The organism is Pseudomonas sp. SM4 (genome assembly GCF_051913165.1).
In the GTDB taxonomy this organism is placed as follows: domain Bacteria; phylum Pseudomonadota; class Gammaproteobacteria; order Pseudomonadales; family Pseudomonadaceae; genus Aquipseudomonas.
In genome coordinates this window covers 303,552-318,562 of sequence record NZ_JBODOE010000004.1, presented here as the reverse complement: position 1 = coordinate 318,562, position 15,011 = coordinate 303,552, and the positions used below count along the sequence as shown (strand labels likewise).

13 protein-coding genes are annotated in these 15,011 nt (G+C 60.7%); 1 reads left to right on the top strand and 12 read right to left on the bottom strand.

The window, feature by feature from the left end; genetic code table 11:
* Positions 1 to 233: 233 nt before the first annotated feature.
* The 10 genes from ACQ4MY_RS09760 to ACQ4MY_RS09715 form a co-directional block, all read right to left on the bottom strand.
* On the bottom strand, positions 234 to 947 hold the full coding sequence (locus ACQ4MY_RS09760; RefSeq protein ID WP_008079231.1) for a PqiC family protein: 714 nt from the start codon (positions 945 to 947) through the stop codon (positions 234 to 236).
* Between the two features lie 177 nt (positions 948 to 1,124).
* Positions 1,125 to 3,389 (bottom strand): DNA topoisomerase IV subunit A, encoded by a 2,265-nt coding sequence (gene parC / locus ACQ4MY_RS09755; protein WP_008079233.1) that lies wholly within the window; start codon positions 3,387 to 3,389, stop codon positions 1,125 to 1,127.
* A gap of 7 nt (positions 3,390 to 3,396) precedes the next feature.
* Positions 3,397 to 3,921 (bottom strand): retropepsin-like aspartic protease family protein, encoded by a 525-nt coding sequence (locus ACQ4MY_RS09750; RefSeq protein ID WP_008079235.1) that lies wholly within the window; start codon positions 3,919 to 3,921, stop codon positions 3,397 to 3,399.
* Between the two features lie 2 nt (positions 3,922 to 3,923).
* Complete coding sequence (locus ACQ4MY_RS09745) at positions 3,924 to 4,898, bottom strand: esterase-like activity of phytase family protein (protein WP_371924504.1); 975 nt, start codon at positions 4,896 to 4,898, stop codon at positions 3,924 to 3,926.
* A 96-nt stretch (positions 4,899 to 4,994) separates the two neighbouring features.
* On the bottom strand, positions 4,995 to 5,984 hold the full coding sequence (locus ACQ4MY_RS09740) for an esterase-like activity of phytase family protein (RefSeq protein ID WP_440094897.1): 990 nt from the start codon (positions 5,982 to 5,984) through the stop codon (positions 4,995 to 4,997).
* The gene (gene parE, locus ACQ4MY_RS09735) at positions 5,984 to 7,891 is read right to left on the bottom strand and encodes a DNA topoisomerase IV subunit B (protein ID WP_158829987.1); all 1,908 of its coding nucleotides are present in this window, start codon (positions 7,889 to 7,891) and stop codon (positions 5,984 to 5,986) included. Before parE ends, ACQ4MY_RS09740 begins: the two co-directional genes overlap by 1 nt.
* A 41-nt stretch (positions 7,892 to 7,932) precedes the next feature.
* Positions 7,933 to 8,541 carry a YqiA/YcfP family alpha/beta fold hydrolase gene (locus tag ACQ4MY_RS09730; RefSeq protein WP_008079241.1) on the bottom strand — a complete coding sequence of 203 codons (609 nt, stop codon included), beginning with the start codon at positions 8,539 to 8,541 and terminating at the stop codon, positions 7,933 to 7,935.
* Positions 8,542 to 8,713: 172 nt separating this feature from the next.
* Positions 8,714 to 9,529, bottom strand: a complete 816-nt coding sequence (gene cpdA / locus ACQ4MY_RS09725) for a 3',5'-cyclic-AMP phosphodiesterase (protein WP_440094896.1) — start codon at positions 9,527 to 9,529, stop codon at positions 8,714 to 8,716.
* A gap of 99 nt (positions 9,530 to 9,628) precedes the next feature.
* Positions 9,629 to 10,081, bottom strand: a complete 453-nt coding sequence (locus ACQ4MY_RS09720) for a DUF1249 domain-containing protein (protein WP_440094895.1) — start codon at positions 10,079 to 10,081, stop codon at positions 9,629 to 9,631.
* The gene (locus tag ACQ4MY_RS09715) at positions 10,072 to 10,689 is read right to left on the bottom strand and encodes an NUDIX domain-containing protein (protein ID WP_440094894.1); all 618 of its coding nucleotides are present in this window, start codon (positions 10,687 to 10,689) and stop codon (positions 10,072 to 10,074) included. The genes ACQ4MY_RS09720 and ACQ4MY_RS09715 overlap by 10 nt, the downstream gene beginning before the upstream one ends.
* 226 nt (positions 10,690 to 10,915) lie before the next feature.
* Between ACQ4MY_RS09715 and ACQ4MY_RS09710 the strand changes: the two genes are divergently transcribed.
* Positions 10,916 to 11,662 carry an RsiV family protein gene (locus ACQ4MY_RS09710; protein ID WP_440094893.1) on the top strand — a complete coding sequence of 249 codons (747 nt, stop codon included), beginning with the start codon at positions 10,916 to 10,918 and terminating at the stop codon, positions 11,660 to 11,662.
* Here ACQ4MY_RS09710 and cytX read toward each other — a convergent pair.
* Both cytX and thiC read right to left on the bottom strand, forming a co-directional pair.
* Positions 11,631 to 12,923 (bottom strand): putative hydroxymethylpyrimidine transporter CytX, encoded by a 1,293-nt coding sequence (cytX, locus tag ACQ4MY_RS09705; protein ID WP_064117169.1) that lies wholly within the window; start codon positions 12,921 to 12,923, stop codon positions 11,631 to 11,633. The genes ACQ4MY_RS09710 and cytX overlap by 32 nt on opposite strands.
* Positions 12,924 to 13,051: 128 nt before the next feature.
* A complete protein-coding gene (thiC, locus tag ACQ4MY_RS09700) occupies positions 13,052 to 14,941 on the bottom strand; it encodes a phosphomethylpyrimidine synthase ThiC (protein ID WP_053116740.1) in 1,890 nt (629 codons plus the stop codon).
* Between the last annotated feature and the right edge of the window lie 70 nt (positions 14,942 to 15,011).

Sequence of the window (15,011 nt, the reverse complement as noted above, 5' to 3'; positions counted from 1 at the left end):
ACAGAAGCCCGCAGACAAGTGATTGTCTGCGGGCTTTTTTGTGGACCACACTGGCCCCATCGCGGGCAAGCCCGCTCCCACAGTGGGCGTGGGAGCCCACAAAAGAGCAGACAGCCGAAGACCCTGTGGGAGCGGGCTTGCCCGCGATGAGGCCAGCACTGACGAAAAAGATCCCCGCCCTCCAGACACAACAAAGCCCGCACAAGGCGGGCTCTGTTTAACTCGATCCAGGCTTAGAAGCGGAACACTTCCATGTCCGTACGAATCGGCGATGCCATCGGGATCTTGGGCTGCTTCTCGGCTTCCGCCGCCGGTGCTGCTGGCTTCGGTGCCGATTTACGCGGTGCTTCAGCGACCGGAGGCTGGTTGGCCAACGGTTTCAGCGCTACCGACAATTGCTCGGCCAGACGCTGCAACAAAATCCCCTGCGCCTGAACCTGCGAAGCCGTGCTGCCAGCGTGCAACTCTTGCAGATGGACAATGCGGTTATCACGCACCTGACCACGGCGGTCGATCAAGCGCCACTGCGCATCAAGAATCGCCGGCTGTTTCACGCCGGAATCCAGACGCGTGATGGTCAGCAATACCTGCACATCCGGGGTAAACCCGCTGGTGGCCGGTGCCAGCACCACACGTTGGCTGTCCAGATGACCGGCGACCTGACGCATCAGCAATTGATCGATATCCGACGAAAGGCTGCCAGCCCAACGACCATCGGTCGCCGCTTGCAGGCTGCCGTCCGGCTGACGTTGCAGCAGTGTTTCACGTTGCAGGTAGTCAGCGACGACTACCGGGCCCAACAAAACCGCCATGCCCGCGCTTTGCGCAGGCTGAACCGGACTTCCGCTGTCCAGTTGATACAGCGACACCGGCTGGTGAACGCTGCAACCCGCCAGGCCAAGAACGCCGGCGAGCAACAAAATAAGTGGAAGGCGTAGCGCAGTCATCATCCCGTCCAGGTGGCCGCCACAAGGCTGACCACAGTGAAAATACTCAATAAATATGAAGAACGCTCGGCCACGCCGGCGCTTGGAAAGGCCATATCATCCGTGAATATGCGTTCCGACTCCAGCGCCAAAGCGTCGATCTACGCGTTAAATCGTAGATCGAACGCTCTAGGGCGCCTAATTGAGGTTTTCGACGAGCAGCGCATCCACTCTCTGGAAGCCCCTTGGAAGCTTGTTGCCGCGACGTCCACGCTCACCTTTGTAGTGTTCGAGGTCATCGGCCTTCAGCGACAAGGTTCGTTTTCCGGCCTGCAACACCAACGTGGCGCCTTCCGGAATAACGGCGATGTCCGTGACATATTCTTCGCGACTGGCCACACGTTCACCGGAAATACCGATGATCTTGTTGCCTTTGCCCTTGCCTAATTGTGGCAGATCGCTGATTTTGAAGATCAGCAGGCGACCTTCGGTCGTGACCGAAGCCAGCCAGTTGTGCTCACGATCGGCCACCGGGCGCGGCGCGATCACCTTGGCGTTGTTCGGCAGGCTCAACAGGGCTTTACCGGCCTTGTTCTTGGCTTGCAGGTCTTCGCCTTTGACGACGAAACCATAACCGGCGTCGGAAGCGATCACGTACAACGCATCGTCTTCCGGCATCAACACGCATTCGAAAGTCGCACCCGGTGGCGGCGTCAGACGACCGGTCAACGGCTCGCCCTGGCCACGCGCCGACGGCAGCGTATGCGCGGCAACCGAATAGCTACGGCCGGTGGAGTCAATCACCACGGCTGACTGGTTGGAACGCCCCGCCGCCGAGGTCTTGAAGCCGTCGCCAGCCTTGTACGACAGGCCGGTGGCGTCGATCTCGTGGCCCTTGGCCGAACGGATCCAGCCCTTTTCCGACAACACCACGGTGACTTTCTCGTTCGGCAGCAGGTCGTGCTCGGTCAACGCTTTGGCTTCGGTACGCTCGACGATTGGCGAACGGCGGTCGTCGCCATAGGTTTCGGCGTCCTTGATCAGCTCGGTGCGCACCAGTTTTTTCAACTTGGCTTCGCTGCCCAGCAGCGCTTGCAGTTTGGCTTGTTCCTTGAGCAGTTCGTCCTGCTCGTCGCGCAGCTTCATCTCTTCCAGTCGCGCCAACTGACGCAGACGGGTATCGAGGATGTAGTCAGCCTGAATCTCGCTGAGAGCGAAACGCTCGATCAGCTTGGCTTTCGGGTGTTCCTCGGTACGGATGATGTGGATCACTTCATCCAGGTTGAGGTAGGCAATCAACAAACCGTCCAACAGGTGCAGACGACGCTCGACCTTGTCGAGGCGGAATTGCAGGCGGCGACGCACGGTCAGCACGCGGAATTCCAGCCACTCGACCAGCAAGGCGCGGAGATTTTTCAGCTGCGGTTTGCCGTCCAGACCGATGATGTTGACGTTGACCCGGTAGGTCGACTCCAGCTCGGTGCTGGCGAACAGGTGCTGCATCAGCGCTTCGTGATCGACGCGGCTGTTGACCGGAATGATGACGATGCGGCACGGATTTTCGTGGTCCGATTCGTCGCGCAGGTCAGCGATCTGCGGGGCTTTCGACGGTTTCGCCTGCATCAACGCGGCGATCTGCTCCAGCACTTTCGCACCGGAAACCTGGTGTGGCAGCGCGGTGACGATGATGTCGCCGTCCTCGACGTGGTACACGGCGCGCATGCGCACCGAGCCCTTGCCGGTTTCGTACATTTTCAGCAGGTCGGCGCGCGGCGTGATGATTTCCGCTTCGGTCGGGTAGTCCGGCCCCTGAATGTGCTCGCAGAGCTGTTCAACCGTGGCTTTCGGCTCGTCGAGCAGACGCACGCAAGCGGTCGCCACTTCGCGCAGGTTGTGCGGCGGCACGTCGGTGGCCATGCCCACGGCAATACCAGTGGTGCCGTTGAGCAGGATGTTCGGCAGACGCGCCGGCAGCACCAGCGGTTCCTGCAGGGTGCCGTCGAAGTTCGGGCCCCAGTCGGCAGTGCCTTGGCCCAGCTCGCTGAGCAGTACTTCAGAATAACGCGACAGGCGTGCTTCGGTGTAACGCATGGCGGCGAAGGACTTCGGATCGTCCGGCGCACCCCAGTTACCCTGGCCGTCGACCAGCGTGTAGCGATAGCTGAATGGCTGGGCCATCAGCACCATCGCTTCGTAGCACGCCGAGTCGCCGTGCGGGTGGAATTTACCGAGCACGTCACCGACGGTACGCGCGGATTTCTTGTGCTTGGAATCGGCGTCCAGCCCCAACTCGCTCATCGCATAAATGATGCGACGCTGTACCGGCTTCAGACCGTCGCCGATATGCGGCAAGGCACGGTCCATGATCACGTACATGGAGTAATTGAGGTAGGCACTTTCGGTGAAGTCAGCCAGCGACCGGCGTTCTACACCGTCCAGGCTGAGATCAAGGGGGTTGCTCATGCAGGCCTCATCGGTTCGTTGTCTGGCGCAGCAACATGGTGCCACCGCGCTGAGTAAATTCAAGTTTGTTCAAGGCGCTCATGCCGAGCAGCACCTGATCGCCATGCAGCCCCGGCGCCACCAGTGCGCGGACGTCCCGCAGCACGATGTCGCCCAGTTGCAGACGGGCAATTTTGGTCCGATAGCCCTGGCTCAGGCCGTTGGCCGTGCTCAGAGTCACACCGAAACCTTCTTCCAGCTTCAAGCGTTTGGCCAGATCCGCCGGGATCGCCACATCGGTTGCGCCGGTGTCGAGCATGAACTCCACCGGCTCGCCGTTGATCTGGCCGCTGGCGACAAAATGCCCTTGGGCGTTGCCGGCCAGCTTCACTTCGATAAAACCTTCGCCCTGTTCCGAACTGACTACCACGTTCGGGTTCTGCTGGCGTTGTTCCCACTGGCCAAAAAAGCGCGTCGCCAGAAACAGCGCCGCGCACCAGGCCATAATCATCAGCACCCGACCGGCGCGTTTGCCCGGGGGTTGCTCACTCATGTTCAGCCATTCCAGCCACCTTCAGGGACGGCAAACCGCCAGACAGTCGGGCGTGCCTCGCCATCGTTGCGCACGACGCCGTTGTTGTCGGTGCCGATCCAGGCGCCTTTGTCGTCGACAATCAGCGCCTCGGTCAATCCATGCCGGCCGGGGTATTGCCGATGTGCAACCAGCGCATCGGCAGCGAACGACCAGCACCGCTCCTGAGCACCACTCAACGCATGCCGACAGACCTTGAAGGCATTGCGATCAAGCAAAAACAGTTTGCCGTTGAACAGTGAAATATCGGAAAAATCCATTTCTACCGGCGTCGAGCCAGGAAACTGTGGCGGCTGCGGCGCGAGCCCCCCTTCACTCAGGGTCACGCAGACTGGCGCGCAGGCCCATTTGTCGACGGATCTTGCGATGTGCACCAAGCCCCTTTTCTGCCGCTCGCCGGCCAGCCAGATATCGTTGCCGACACCTGATATCGCCAGACCTTCAAACAGGGCGTTGGCATGCAGCAACATGCCTGCCTTGCGCGCCTCTTCTGCCATCTGCGGCGCAATATTGAGCCACGACGCCTGACCTTGCGGGGTGACTTGCAGCACTGCTGAATAGGTTTCGCTGAGAATGTAACGATTTCCCGCGTCATCGCAACTGATGCCTTCAAAGTCGAGGGCGGCGTTGCGCACCAGCGAGCGGTACAGCGTATGAATCTTCATCGCCAGCGTACGCCCGGCATCGGCCGGTACCGGCGGGACATTGATCGCCACCGCTTCGGCCTTCCAGACGTCCGCCCGGGAATCGAGCCGATAGATCTGATCGTCGTCGCGATCCGATATTGTCCACAGATGCTCACCGCAAAGGGCCAGCCCCGACAGATTACCGCCGCGCATACCGTCGACAGGGTGTTCTGAAAGCAGATGCAATTCAGGATCCCCGGCCAACGCGAACGAGGACCAGATTACACAAGTAGCAGCAATACCTTGCTTGATGTTCATCCCTGACACTCCAATGACTTTCGTGATGTTCCTCACGGAAGTATTGCAGGGATTGCCCGTGGCACCGGATTACTTTGCCGCTGCCCCCCTTCACGGCTTGGCGCTCCAGCCACCGTCAGGTGCGGCGAAGCGCCAGATGATCGGGCGCTTTTCGCCGTCGGCGCGCGCACCGTCATTGTTGTCGATGCCGATCCACGCCCCCTGCGCATCCACCACCAGGGCTTCCGCCAGGCCGTAGGCTTGTGAATAACGGCGCTGTGGCTGCAGGGCATCTTCAGCGTACGACCAGCATTGTTCGACTTTGGCGGTCACCGCATCGCGGCGGCAGATCTGAAACGCATTGCGCTCAAGGGTGAACAGCTTGCCGTTGAACAGTGACAGATCAGCGAAGTCGCGGGTGACGGCGCGGGCCTTGGGGAACTGCGGTGGCTGCATTTCGACGCCGGCTTCGCTGAGCAGCACGCAGGCACCGTCACAATCCCAGACCGTTTGCTGACGCTTGATCTTCAGCAGCCCCCGGCGCTCGCGCTCGGCAGCGAGCCATAACTGATCGCCCGCCGGATTGATCGCCAAGCCTTCGAACAGCGCATTGAAGTGCAACAACATGCCACTGGCGCGGGCTTCTTTCACCAGCATCGGCGAGATTTTCAACCATGACGCCGGGCCTTGTGGCGGCACTTGCAGCACGGCGGCATGGGCCTCGCTGACGATGAAACGATTGCCAGCGTTGTCGCAGGTGATGCCTTCGAAATCCAGATCACCGCCACGGATGAACGAGGCGGCCCAGGTGCGCGAGCTGATACCCCACGGCAGACCACTGTCCGGCACGGGCGGGACATCGATGCGCACCGTTTCGGCTTGCCAGACCTGATCGGCCGTCTTCAGACGGTAGATCTGATCGTCATCGCGATCGGACACTGTCCACAGTTCGTTGCCGCACAGCGCCAGCCCAGAGAGGTTGCCGCCGCGCATGCCGTCGACCGGATGCTCGGCGAGCAGGCGCAGTTCTTGTATCGGCTCGGCCGACACGGTCATTGAACTCAGCAGCAACGCACCCGCCAAGGCCCAGCCAAACTGCATCAGGTCAGCACCTCGGCGAGGTTGCCTTTGGATTCGAGCCAGGTTTTGCGGTCGCCGGCGCGTTTCTTCGCCAGCAGCATGTCCATCATTTCCGAGGTCTCGGCGTAGTCTTCGCCCAGCGTCAGTTGCACCAGACGCCGAGTGTTCGGGTCCATGGTGGTTTCGCGCAGCTGTGGCGGGTTCATTTCACCCAGACCTTTGAATCGCGTGACCTGCGGTTTGCCGCGTTTCTTCTCGGCAACCAGACGGTCGAGAATACCGTCGCGCTCGGCTTCGTCGAGGGCGTAGTAAATTTCTTTGCCCAAGTCGATGCGGTACAGCGGCGGCATGGCGACGTAGACGTGACCGGCATCCACCAGCGGGCGGAAATGCTGGACGAACAACGCGCACAGCAGCGTGGCAATGTGCAGACCGTCGGAGTCGGCGTCGGCGAGGATGCAGATCTTGCCGTAGCGCAGCTGGCTCATGTCCGCCGCGCCCGGATCGACACCGATGGCCACGGCGATGTTGTGCACTTCCTGACTGGCGAGCACTTCGCTGCCGTCGACTTCCCAAGTGTTGAGGATCTTGCCGCGCAACGGCAGGATCGCCTGGAACTCCTTGTCCCGCGCTTGCTTGGCGGAACCACCGGCGGAATCACCTTCGACCAGGAACAGCTCGGAACGCATAGGATCCTGGCCGGCGCAATCCGCCAGTTTGCCCGGCAATGCCGGGCCTGCGGTGACGCGTTTGCGTTCGACTTTCTTGCTCGCCTTGAGACGGCGGCCGGCGTTGTTGATCGCCAGTTCAGCCAAGGCCAGACCGGTTTCCGGGTTGGCGTTGAGCCACAGACTGAACGCATCCTTGACCACACCGGAAACGAACGCCGCCGCTTCACGGGACGACAGACGCTCTTTGGTCTGGCCGGAGAATTGCGGCTCCTGCATTTTCATCGACAGGACGAAGGCGATGCGCTCCCAGACGTCTTCCGGCGCCAGCTTCACGCCGCGTGGCAGCAGACTGCGGAATTCGCAGAATTCGCGCATCGCATCGAGCAGGCCCTGACGCAAACCGTTGACGTGGGTGCCGCCCTGCGCCGTCGGGATCAGGTTGACGTAGCTTTCCTGCACCGCGTCGCCACCTTCCGGCAGCCACAGCAGCGCCCAGTCGACGGCTTCTTTATTACCGGCGAAAGCGCCGCAGAACGGCTCGTTCGGCAGGCGTTCGAATTCGCTGACGGCGTCGACCAGATACGAGCGCAAACCGTCTTCGTAATGCCACTCGACTTTCTCGCCAGTGCCTTTGTCTTCGAAGCTGACCAACAGGCCAGGGCACAACACAGCCTTGGCCTTGAGCACGTGCTTGAGGCGGCTGATGGAGAATTTCGGTGAGTCGAAGTATTTCGGGTCCGGCGCGAAGTACACGCTGGTGCCGGTGTTGCGCTTGCCGACGGCGCCGACGATTTCCAGCTCGGTGGCCTTATAGCCATCGGCGAACGTCATCTGGTATTCGTTGCCGTCACGCTTCACGCGCACCCGGACTTCGGTCGACAAGGCGTTGACCACGGAAATACCCACGCCGTGCAGACCGCCGGAGAACTGGTAGTTCTTGTTGGAAAACTTGCCGCCCGCGTGGAGTTTGGTGAGGATCAGTTCAACGCCCGACACGCCCTCTTCCGGGTGGATGTCGACCGGCATGCCACGGCCGTCGTCACTGACTTCCAGCGAGTGGTCGGCGTGCAGGATGACCTGCACCGATTTGGCGTGGCCAGCCAGGGCTTCGTCGACGCTGTTGTCGATGACTTCCTGGGCGAGGTGGTTCGGCCGACTGGTGTCGGTGTACATGCCGGGGCGTTTGCGCACCGGGTCGAGGCCCGAGAGGACTTCGATGGCGTCGGCGTTATAAGAGCTAGCGCTGGGAGTGGCCATAGGGTCTCGTCGTCAGTCATTCATGAAATAGGGGCAAGACTTCACAGTGCGGTGAAATCGATTGCCTGATACACATCGGCACCAATGCCGGCAAAACTCAGCAACGCCGGCAATTGACCGGCAAAGCCTTGGAAACTGTGGTCGCCGCCGGCCTGAATGCGCAAGGCACAGGCGCGGTAATACTGCTGGGCGAGGCGATAATCCAGTGTTTCATCGCCGGTCTGCAACCAGACCTGATAGCGCTGGGCGTCCTGAGGCGCCGGCACTTCCAGTTCGGCCAAGGCCGTGACGTGGTCGTGGGTCAATTCCCAGGTTTCATCGGTATACAGGTTTTTCTGCGTGCCCAGATAGCCGTCGAACATCCGGTGCGGGCTGACCGCCGGGTTGACCAGCAGGGCTTTCAGGCCATGGCGCTCGGCCAGGTGAGTCGCATAGTAGCCGCCGAGGGAGCTTCCCACCAGCAGCGGGCTGCCCAGCTCGGCGATTGCCTGCTCCAACTGACCGATGGCTTCGCGCGGATGGTGATGCAGGGCCGGCACACGCAGTTGATCGCTCAAACCCAGTTGCTCCATCACCGTCACCAGCTGACAGGCCTTTTTCGAGGCCGGAGCGCTGTTGAAACCGTGGATATAGAGGATCGAACCGGACATTTGAGCTCCCTGAGTGTCGGCAAAAGATAGCGGAGTTTACAGGGAGTCAGGGCAGGATGGGCCATCCAAATGATGCCTTCCTGCATCCTGTAGGAGCTGCCGCAGGCTGCGATCTTTTGATTGTTTTTGAAGATCAAAAGATCGCAGCCTGCGGCAGCTCCTACAGGGATTATCAATATCCGTTGGAGCCGTAGTCGACGGTGAAGGCGAAATTGATGACGCGTTCGACACCGGTTTCCAGGCGACCATCCGGTAACAACCGCAACCAGCGATACCCCGGCGCCTGTTCGCCGACCTTGAAGTCTTCACTGCCCGGCTCGAACTGAATGCACGTCGAAGGTGAAGCCATCAACCGCACGCCATTACGCTCGCGATCAATCTCCTGATGCACATGCCCCCACAGCACCGCGCGCGCTTGTGGAAAACGATCCAGCACCTCGAAAAACGCTTCAGGATTGCGCAAACCGATCGGCTCCATCCACGCGCAGCCGATCGACACCGGATGATGATGAAAGCACACCAGATGATGCCGCTCCGGCGCTTCGCTCAGCGAGCGGGCCAGCAGTTGCAACTGATCATCCTGCAAATACCCTGGCACTGAGCCGGGTACAGCCGAATCAAGCATCGTCACGCGCCAGTTGCCGATATCCACCACCGGTTCCAGCAGCGAGCTCTGCACGGCGGCCTGCGCCATGATCAGCGGTTCATCGTGATTACCGGGAATCCAGCGCGCGGGCGCATCGATCTGCGCACTGATCTGGCGAAACTGCTGGTACGACTCCAGCGTGCCGTCCTGGGAAATATCCCCGGTGGCCAGAATCAGGTCGATCTGCGGCTGCTGGCCCAACACCAGCTCGATGACCTTTTGCAGGCTCTCGCGGGTGTTCATGCCCAGCAGCGTACCGTCCGCTTCCGCGAACAGATGGCTGTCGGACAACTGCACCAGCAGCGCCGAATCGGCGGGGGTCAACGTGGATACGCTCGGCAAGGCGTTCTCCCAAGGCAAGAGCACGGAATCGATCAAGTGCCGCAATTATGCTGGGGGATCAGTGAAAGAGGAAACCGCCTAACCGGACACAGTTCACAACTAGCGTACGACTTCGTACTCATGCCCCAATGCCAGGCAATGGCTCAGCCATTCCCCCAGGAACAGATTGAGCTGAGCCTTTTCATCCGGCTGGTGCATCGCCGCGTTCGGGTAAGGATAGATGCCGCGAAAGCGCCGTGCATGTTCGGCGCTGACCACTTCAGCCATGCGCGCGTCGTGATAGACCTGAACTTCCAGTTGCGGCACCGGCAGCCACGGCAGGCTGTGTTCCTGACGCACCTGCAACGTGGTGGTGTAAGGACAGGCCTGCAACACTTCGAGGGCCAGCACGCCGAGCATCTGCTCGCCCTGGGTCACGGCGATGCGCCGCGCCTCGGGTTCGTTGCGCATGTCCGGCAGCAGTCGCATCAGGCGCGCGTAGTTGGCCTCGCAGGCGGCTTGCAGCCCCGCGAGGTCGACTCGATAACGATCGCGCAACTTGTTTACAACCATAGCCCCCTCACTTCGGCGCGGTTCAGCGCCAGCCATTGCAAGGCGATGATGCTCGCCGCGTTGGCAATGCGTCCGTCACGGACGGCCTGCAAGGCATCTTCAAAGGCCCAGACCGTGACGCGGATATCTTCTGCCTCTTCTTCCAAGCCATGCAGGCCGCCAACGCCTTCGGTGCTGCAACGCCCCAGATACAAATGCACGAACTCGTTGCTGCCACCCGGCGACGGGAAATATTTGGTCATCGGCCACAGGGCCTTGATGTCCAGCCCAGCTTCCTCCTGCGCCTCGCGGCGAGCAACTTCTTCCGGCACTTCTTGCTTGTCGATCAGACCAGCGACCAGTTCGATCAGCCACGGGTTGTCGGTCTTGCCCATGGCACCGACACGAAACTGCTCGATCAGCACCACTTCGTCACGCTGCGGATCGTAGGGCAGCACGCACACGGCATCGTGGCGCACGAACACTTCACGGTTGATCTCGCGGCTCATGCCACCGGCAAACAATTCATGGCGCAGGTGCACACGGTCGAGCTTGTAAAAGCCCTCGTAGCATTTTTCGCGCCGCACGATATCGACGGCGGTCGGAATGGCGTTGGCAAAATCAGTCATGAGCATCCTCTTTACTGCAGATCCATTACGAGGTTGCTGTGTGACTGGCAACCTCGACTTCGCGCCATCCTAACGCGCCCGCACCGTTTGATGCAGCCCCTTTACCGTCAGCGGGATGGACGGTGGAGGCGAAACCCACTCTAATTAGCTTAGTGGCGAACTGACTGCTTCTGCGAGAGTCGAAGCGGATATCTTTTTGCCTTCCCTTGCTTTCGAAAGGACGCCCATGTCGCTTTTCAAAATTGCCTCCGTGGCCGCCATCGCCCTGACTCTGGGCGCCTGCGCCAGCCTGTTCCAGCCCAACTACCGCACGCCGCTGGAGACCACCCGCGACGCCTCGGAACAACTGAAACCCGGCTGTTCCAACCCTGATTGCCCGCTGGTGAACATCGACACCCTGCGCTTCCCGGCAGAACCTGCGCTGGACGGCATCATCGAAAAACGTCTGCTGCAAATGACCCGCACCGAGAAAAATGCACCGGTAGCGCCAACCCTGGCGGCCTATCGCGAGCAGTTTCTGGCCAGTGCCGGCCCGCGCAACAGCAGCTACCTGCAAGCGAAAGTACGCGAGCAGCATGACGGCTTGGTGATCATCGAGTTGTCGAGCTACCTCGACACCGGCGGCGCGCATGGCACACCGGGCCGTGGTTTCATCAACTATTCGCGCCAGCAGCACAAGGTACTGAACCTGTCCGACATGCTGATGCCGGGTCAGGAAGAGGCGTTCTGGAAGGCGGCGCAGGTCGCGCACAACAGCTGGTTGATCAGCACCAAGCTCGATCAGGAAGCGGAGTTCGTGAAGAACTGGCCGTTCGTGAAAACCCCGAACGTGGCGCTGACCTATGGCGGCGTGATCCTCAAGTACGACGTGACCACTATTGCGCCTTATGCGCTGGGCCACGTCGAACTGAAGATTCCTTATCCGCGTCTGAACGGCATTCTCAAGCCTGAGCTGTTTCCCGGCCGTAACTGAAGGCCCGACCGAGCACTAGCTGCAACAGCCCTGCCAGCACCAGCGCCGGCAGGGTTGCGCCGACATCCGGATACAGATTCGCCAGCAAGTGGTAGGTGCTCACGCCACCCAGCCACGCCAACAATGCCGGCCAGCGCAATGCGGCTGACGCGACCTGAGCACTGCGCTTGCGCAGAATGAAGTGATCCACCAGCACCACGCCGAACAGCGGCGCAAACACCGAACCGATCAACAGCAGGAAATTCTGGTACTGCGCCAACGGCGCCAGCAGGGCGATCAGCGTGCAGATCACGCCGATGGCCAAGGCCAGATGCTCGACTTTCAGACGCAACAGAATCCCGCTCGAAACCGCTGCCGAATGAATGTCGGCGAAGGCGTTTTCCGACTCATCCAACAGAATCAACAACAGCGGAATGCCCAGACCGGCGCCGGCCAAGGCCAACAGCAACGCATTGACCTCACCGCTCGGTGCGAAGGCCAGGGTGTAGGCGACGCCAAGGCTCATCAGCCAGAAGTTGCCGATGAAGAAACCGACCGCAGTGCCACCGAAGACATTTTTCGCACGCTTGCCGAAACGCGAGTAATCGGCGATCAGCGGCAGCCACGACAGCGGCATCGCGATGGCAATGTCGAAACCCACGGCGAATGGCATCGAACCGTCACCGGCACGCGACCAGAGATCCGCCAGATCGGCTTTGGCGAACAGGTTCCAGGTCAGCCAGATGCACGCTGCCAGCAGCAGCCAGATGCCCCACTTGCGCAGGATCTGCCGCACGAAAGTCAGCGGGCCGCTGACCGCGAGCAAGGTGGCCAGCGCGCCGAAAAACAACGTCCACAACACCGGGTTCGACCATAGCGAACCTTCGCTGAACGCCCGAGTGCCGAGCAGGCTGGCGGCGTCACGCATGACGATGATTTCAAACGAGCCCCAACCGATCAGTTGCAGCAAATTGAGCAGCGCCGGCAGGCTTGCGCCCTTGCTGCCGAGGCTGAGTTTGAGGGCAGCCATCGACGACAGGCCGGTGTCGCTGCCGATCACGCCAACGGCGGCCAGCAACAGCACGCCGACCAGCGTGCCAAGGAAAATCGCCAGCAGCGAACCGGACAGGCCCAAACCTGGCGCGAGCAATGCGCCGGTCTGCAAAACCATCAGGCCGATGCCGAGGGAGAACCACAGGGAAAACAGATCGCGACCGCCGAAGACACGCTTGTCGGCGGGCACGGCGAGGTCGGGGGAATAAGTGCTGGGTTGAATGCTCAAGGGTGTTATCTCAGAGGGACATTTGTTGTTGTGTGATCGTTCCCACGCTCTGCGTGGGAATGCCTCTAGGGACGCGGAGCGTCACGGGCTGCATTCCCACGCGGAGCGTGGGAACGATCAGTACGGGGTCAAACCTTTTTGTACAGCTGACTGCCTTCCTTCTTGAACCGCTCGGCCTGTTCCGCCAGGCCTTGGGCGACGTCCACGTCGACCGCTTCGATCCGCTGGTTGGCCGCGTATTCGCGGACTTCCTGGGTGATCTTCATCGAGCAGAATTTCGGCCCGCACATCGAACAGAAATGCGCGACCTTGGCCGAGTCCTTCGGCAGGGTTTCATCGTGATACGAACGCGCGGTGTCCGGATCCAGACCGAGGTTGAACTGGTCTTCCCAACGGAATTCGAAACGCGCCTTGCTCAAGGCGTTGTCGCGAATCTGTGCGCCCGGATGCCCTTTGGCCAAGTCCGCCGCATGCGCCGCGATCTTGTAAGTGATGATCCCGGTCTTCACGTCATCCTTGTTCGGCAGGCCCAAGTGTTCCTTCGGCGTCACGTAGCAAAGCATCGCGCAACCGAACCAGCCGATCATCGCCGCACCGATACCGGAGGTGATGTGGTCATAGCCCGGCGCGATGTCGGTGGTCAGCGGGCCGAGGGTGTAGAACGGCGCCTCGTCGCAGCACTCCAGCTGCTTGTCCATGTTCTCTTTGATCAACTGCATCGGCACGTGGCCAGGGCCTTCGATCATGCATTGCACATCATGCTTCCAGGCGATCTTGGTCAGCTCGCCCAAGGTCTCCAATTCACCGAATTGCGCTTCGTCATTGGCGTCGGCAATCGAGCCCGGACGCAGGCCGTCGCCCAGCGAGAAGCTGACGTCGTAGGCCTTCATGATTTCGCAGATTTCGTCGAAGTGGGTGTAGAGGAAGTTCTCTTTATGGTGCGCCAGGCACCACTTGGCCATGATCGAACCGCCACGGGAGACGATGCCGGTCACGCGCTTGGCGGTCAGCGGCACGTAGCGCAGCAGTACGCCGGCGTGGATGGTGAAATAGTCGACGCCCTGCTCGGCCTGCTCGATCAGCGTGTCGCGGAACAGCTCCCAGGTCAGGTCTTCGGCGACGCCATTGACTTTTTCCAGCGCCTGATAAATCGGCACGGTGCCGATCGGCACTGGCGAGTTGCGGATGATCCACTCGCGGGTTTCGTGAATGTGTTTACCGGTGGACAAGTCCATCACGGTGTCCGAACCCCAGCGAATGCCCCAAGTCAATTTCGCCACTTCTTCTTCGATCGAAGAACCCAGCGCGCTGTTGCCGATGTTGCCGTTGATCTTCACCAGGAAGTTACGGCCGATGATCATCGGTTCCAGTTCGACGTGGTTGATGTTGGCCGGAATGATTGCGCGGCCACGGGCGATTTCTTCGCGGACGAATTCGGCAGTGATTTCTTTCGGGATGCTCGCGCCAAAGCTGTGGCCGGCGTGTTGTTGCGTCAACAGGCCGGCAGCGCGGGCCTCTTGCAGCTTCATGTTTTCGCGGATGGCGACGTATTCCATCTCGGCGGTGATGATGCCTTTACGGGCGTAGTGCATCTGGCTGACGTTGGCCCCGGCCTTCGCGCGGCGCGGGTTGTTGACGTGGGCGAAACGCAGCTTGGTCAACTCTGCATCGGCGAGACGTTGTTGGCCGAAGTTCGAGCTCAGGCCTGGCAGGCGCTCGGTGTCGCCACGGTCATCGATCCACGCCGAACGCACATCGCCCAGACCTTTGCGCACATCGATCACTACGTTCGGATCGGTGTACGGGCCTGAGGTGTCGTAAACGGTGACCGGCGCGTTGATTTCACCGCCGAAATCGGTCGGCGTCACGTCGAGGCTGATTTCGCGCATCGGCACGCGGATGTCCGGGCGGGAGCCCTGAACGTAGACTTTTTGCGAACGGGTGAACGGCTTGACCGATTGCTCGTCGACCTTGGCCGAGTCACTCAGGTTGATCGCGTTTTTTGATTTTGTAGTCATCACGGGCTCTCCAGACAGCATCCAGGCAGTGGATTGTCGGAGCAGAACCTGAAAGGCACGGACGCACCAG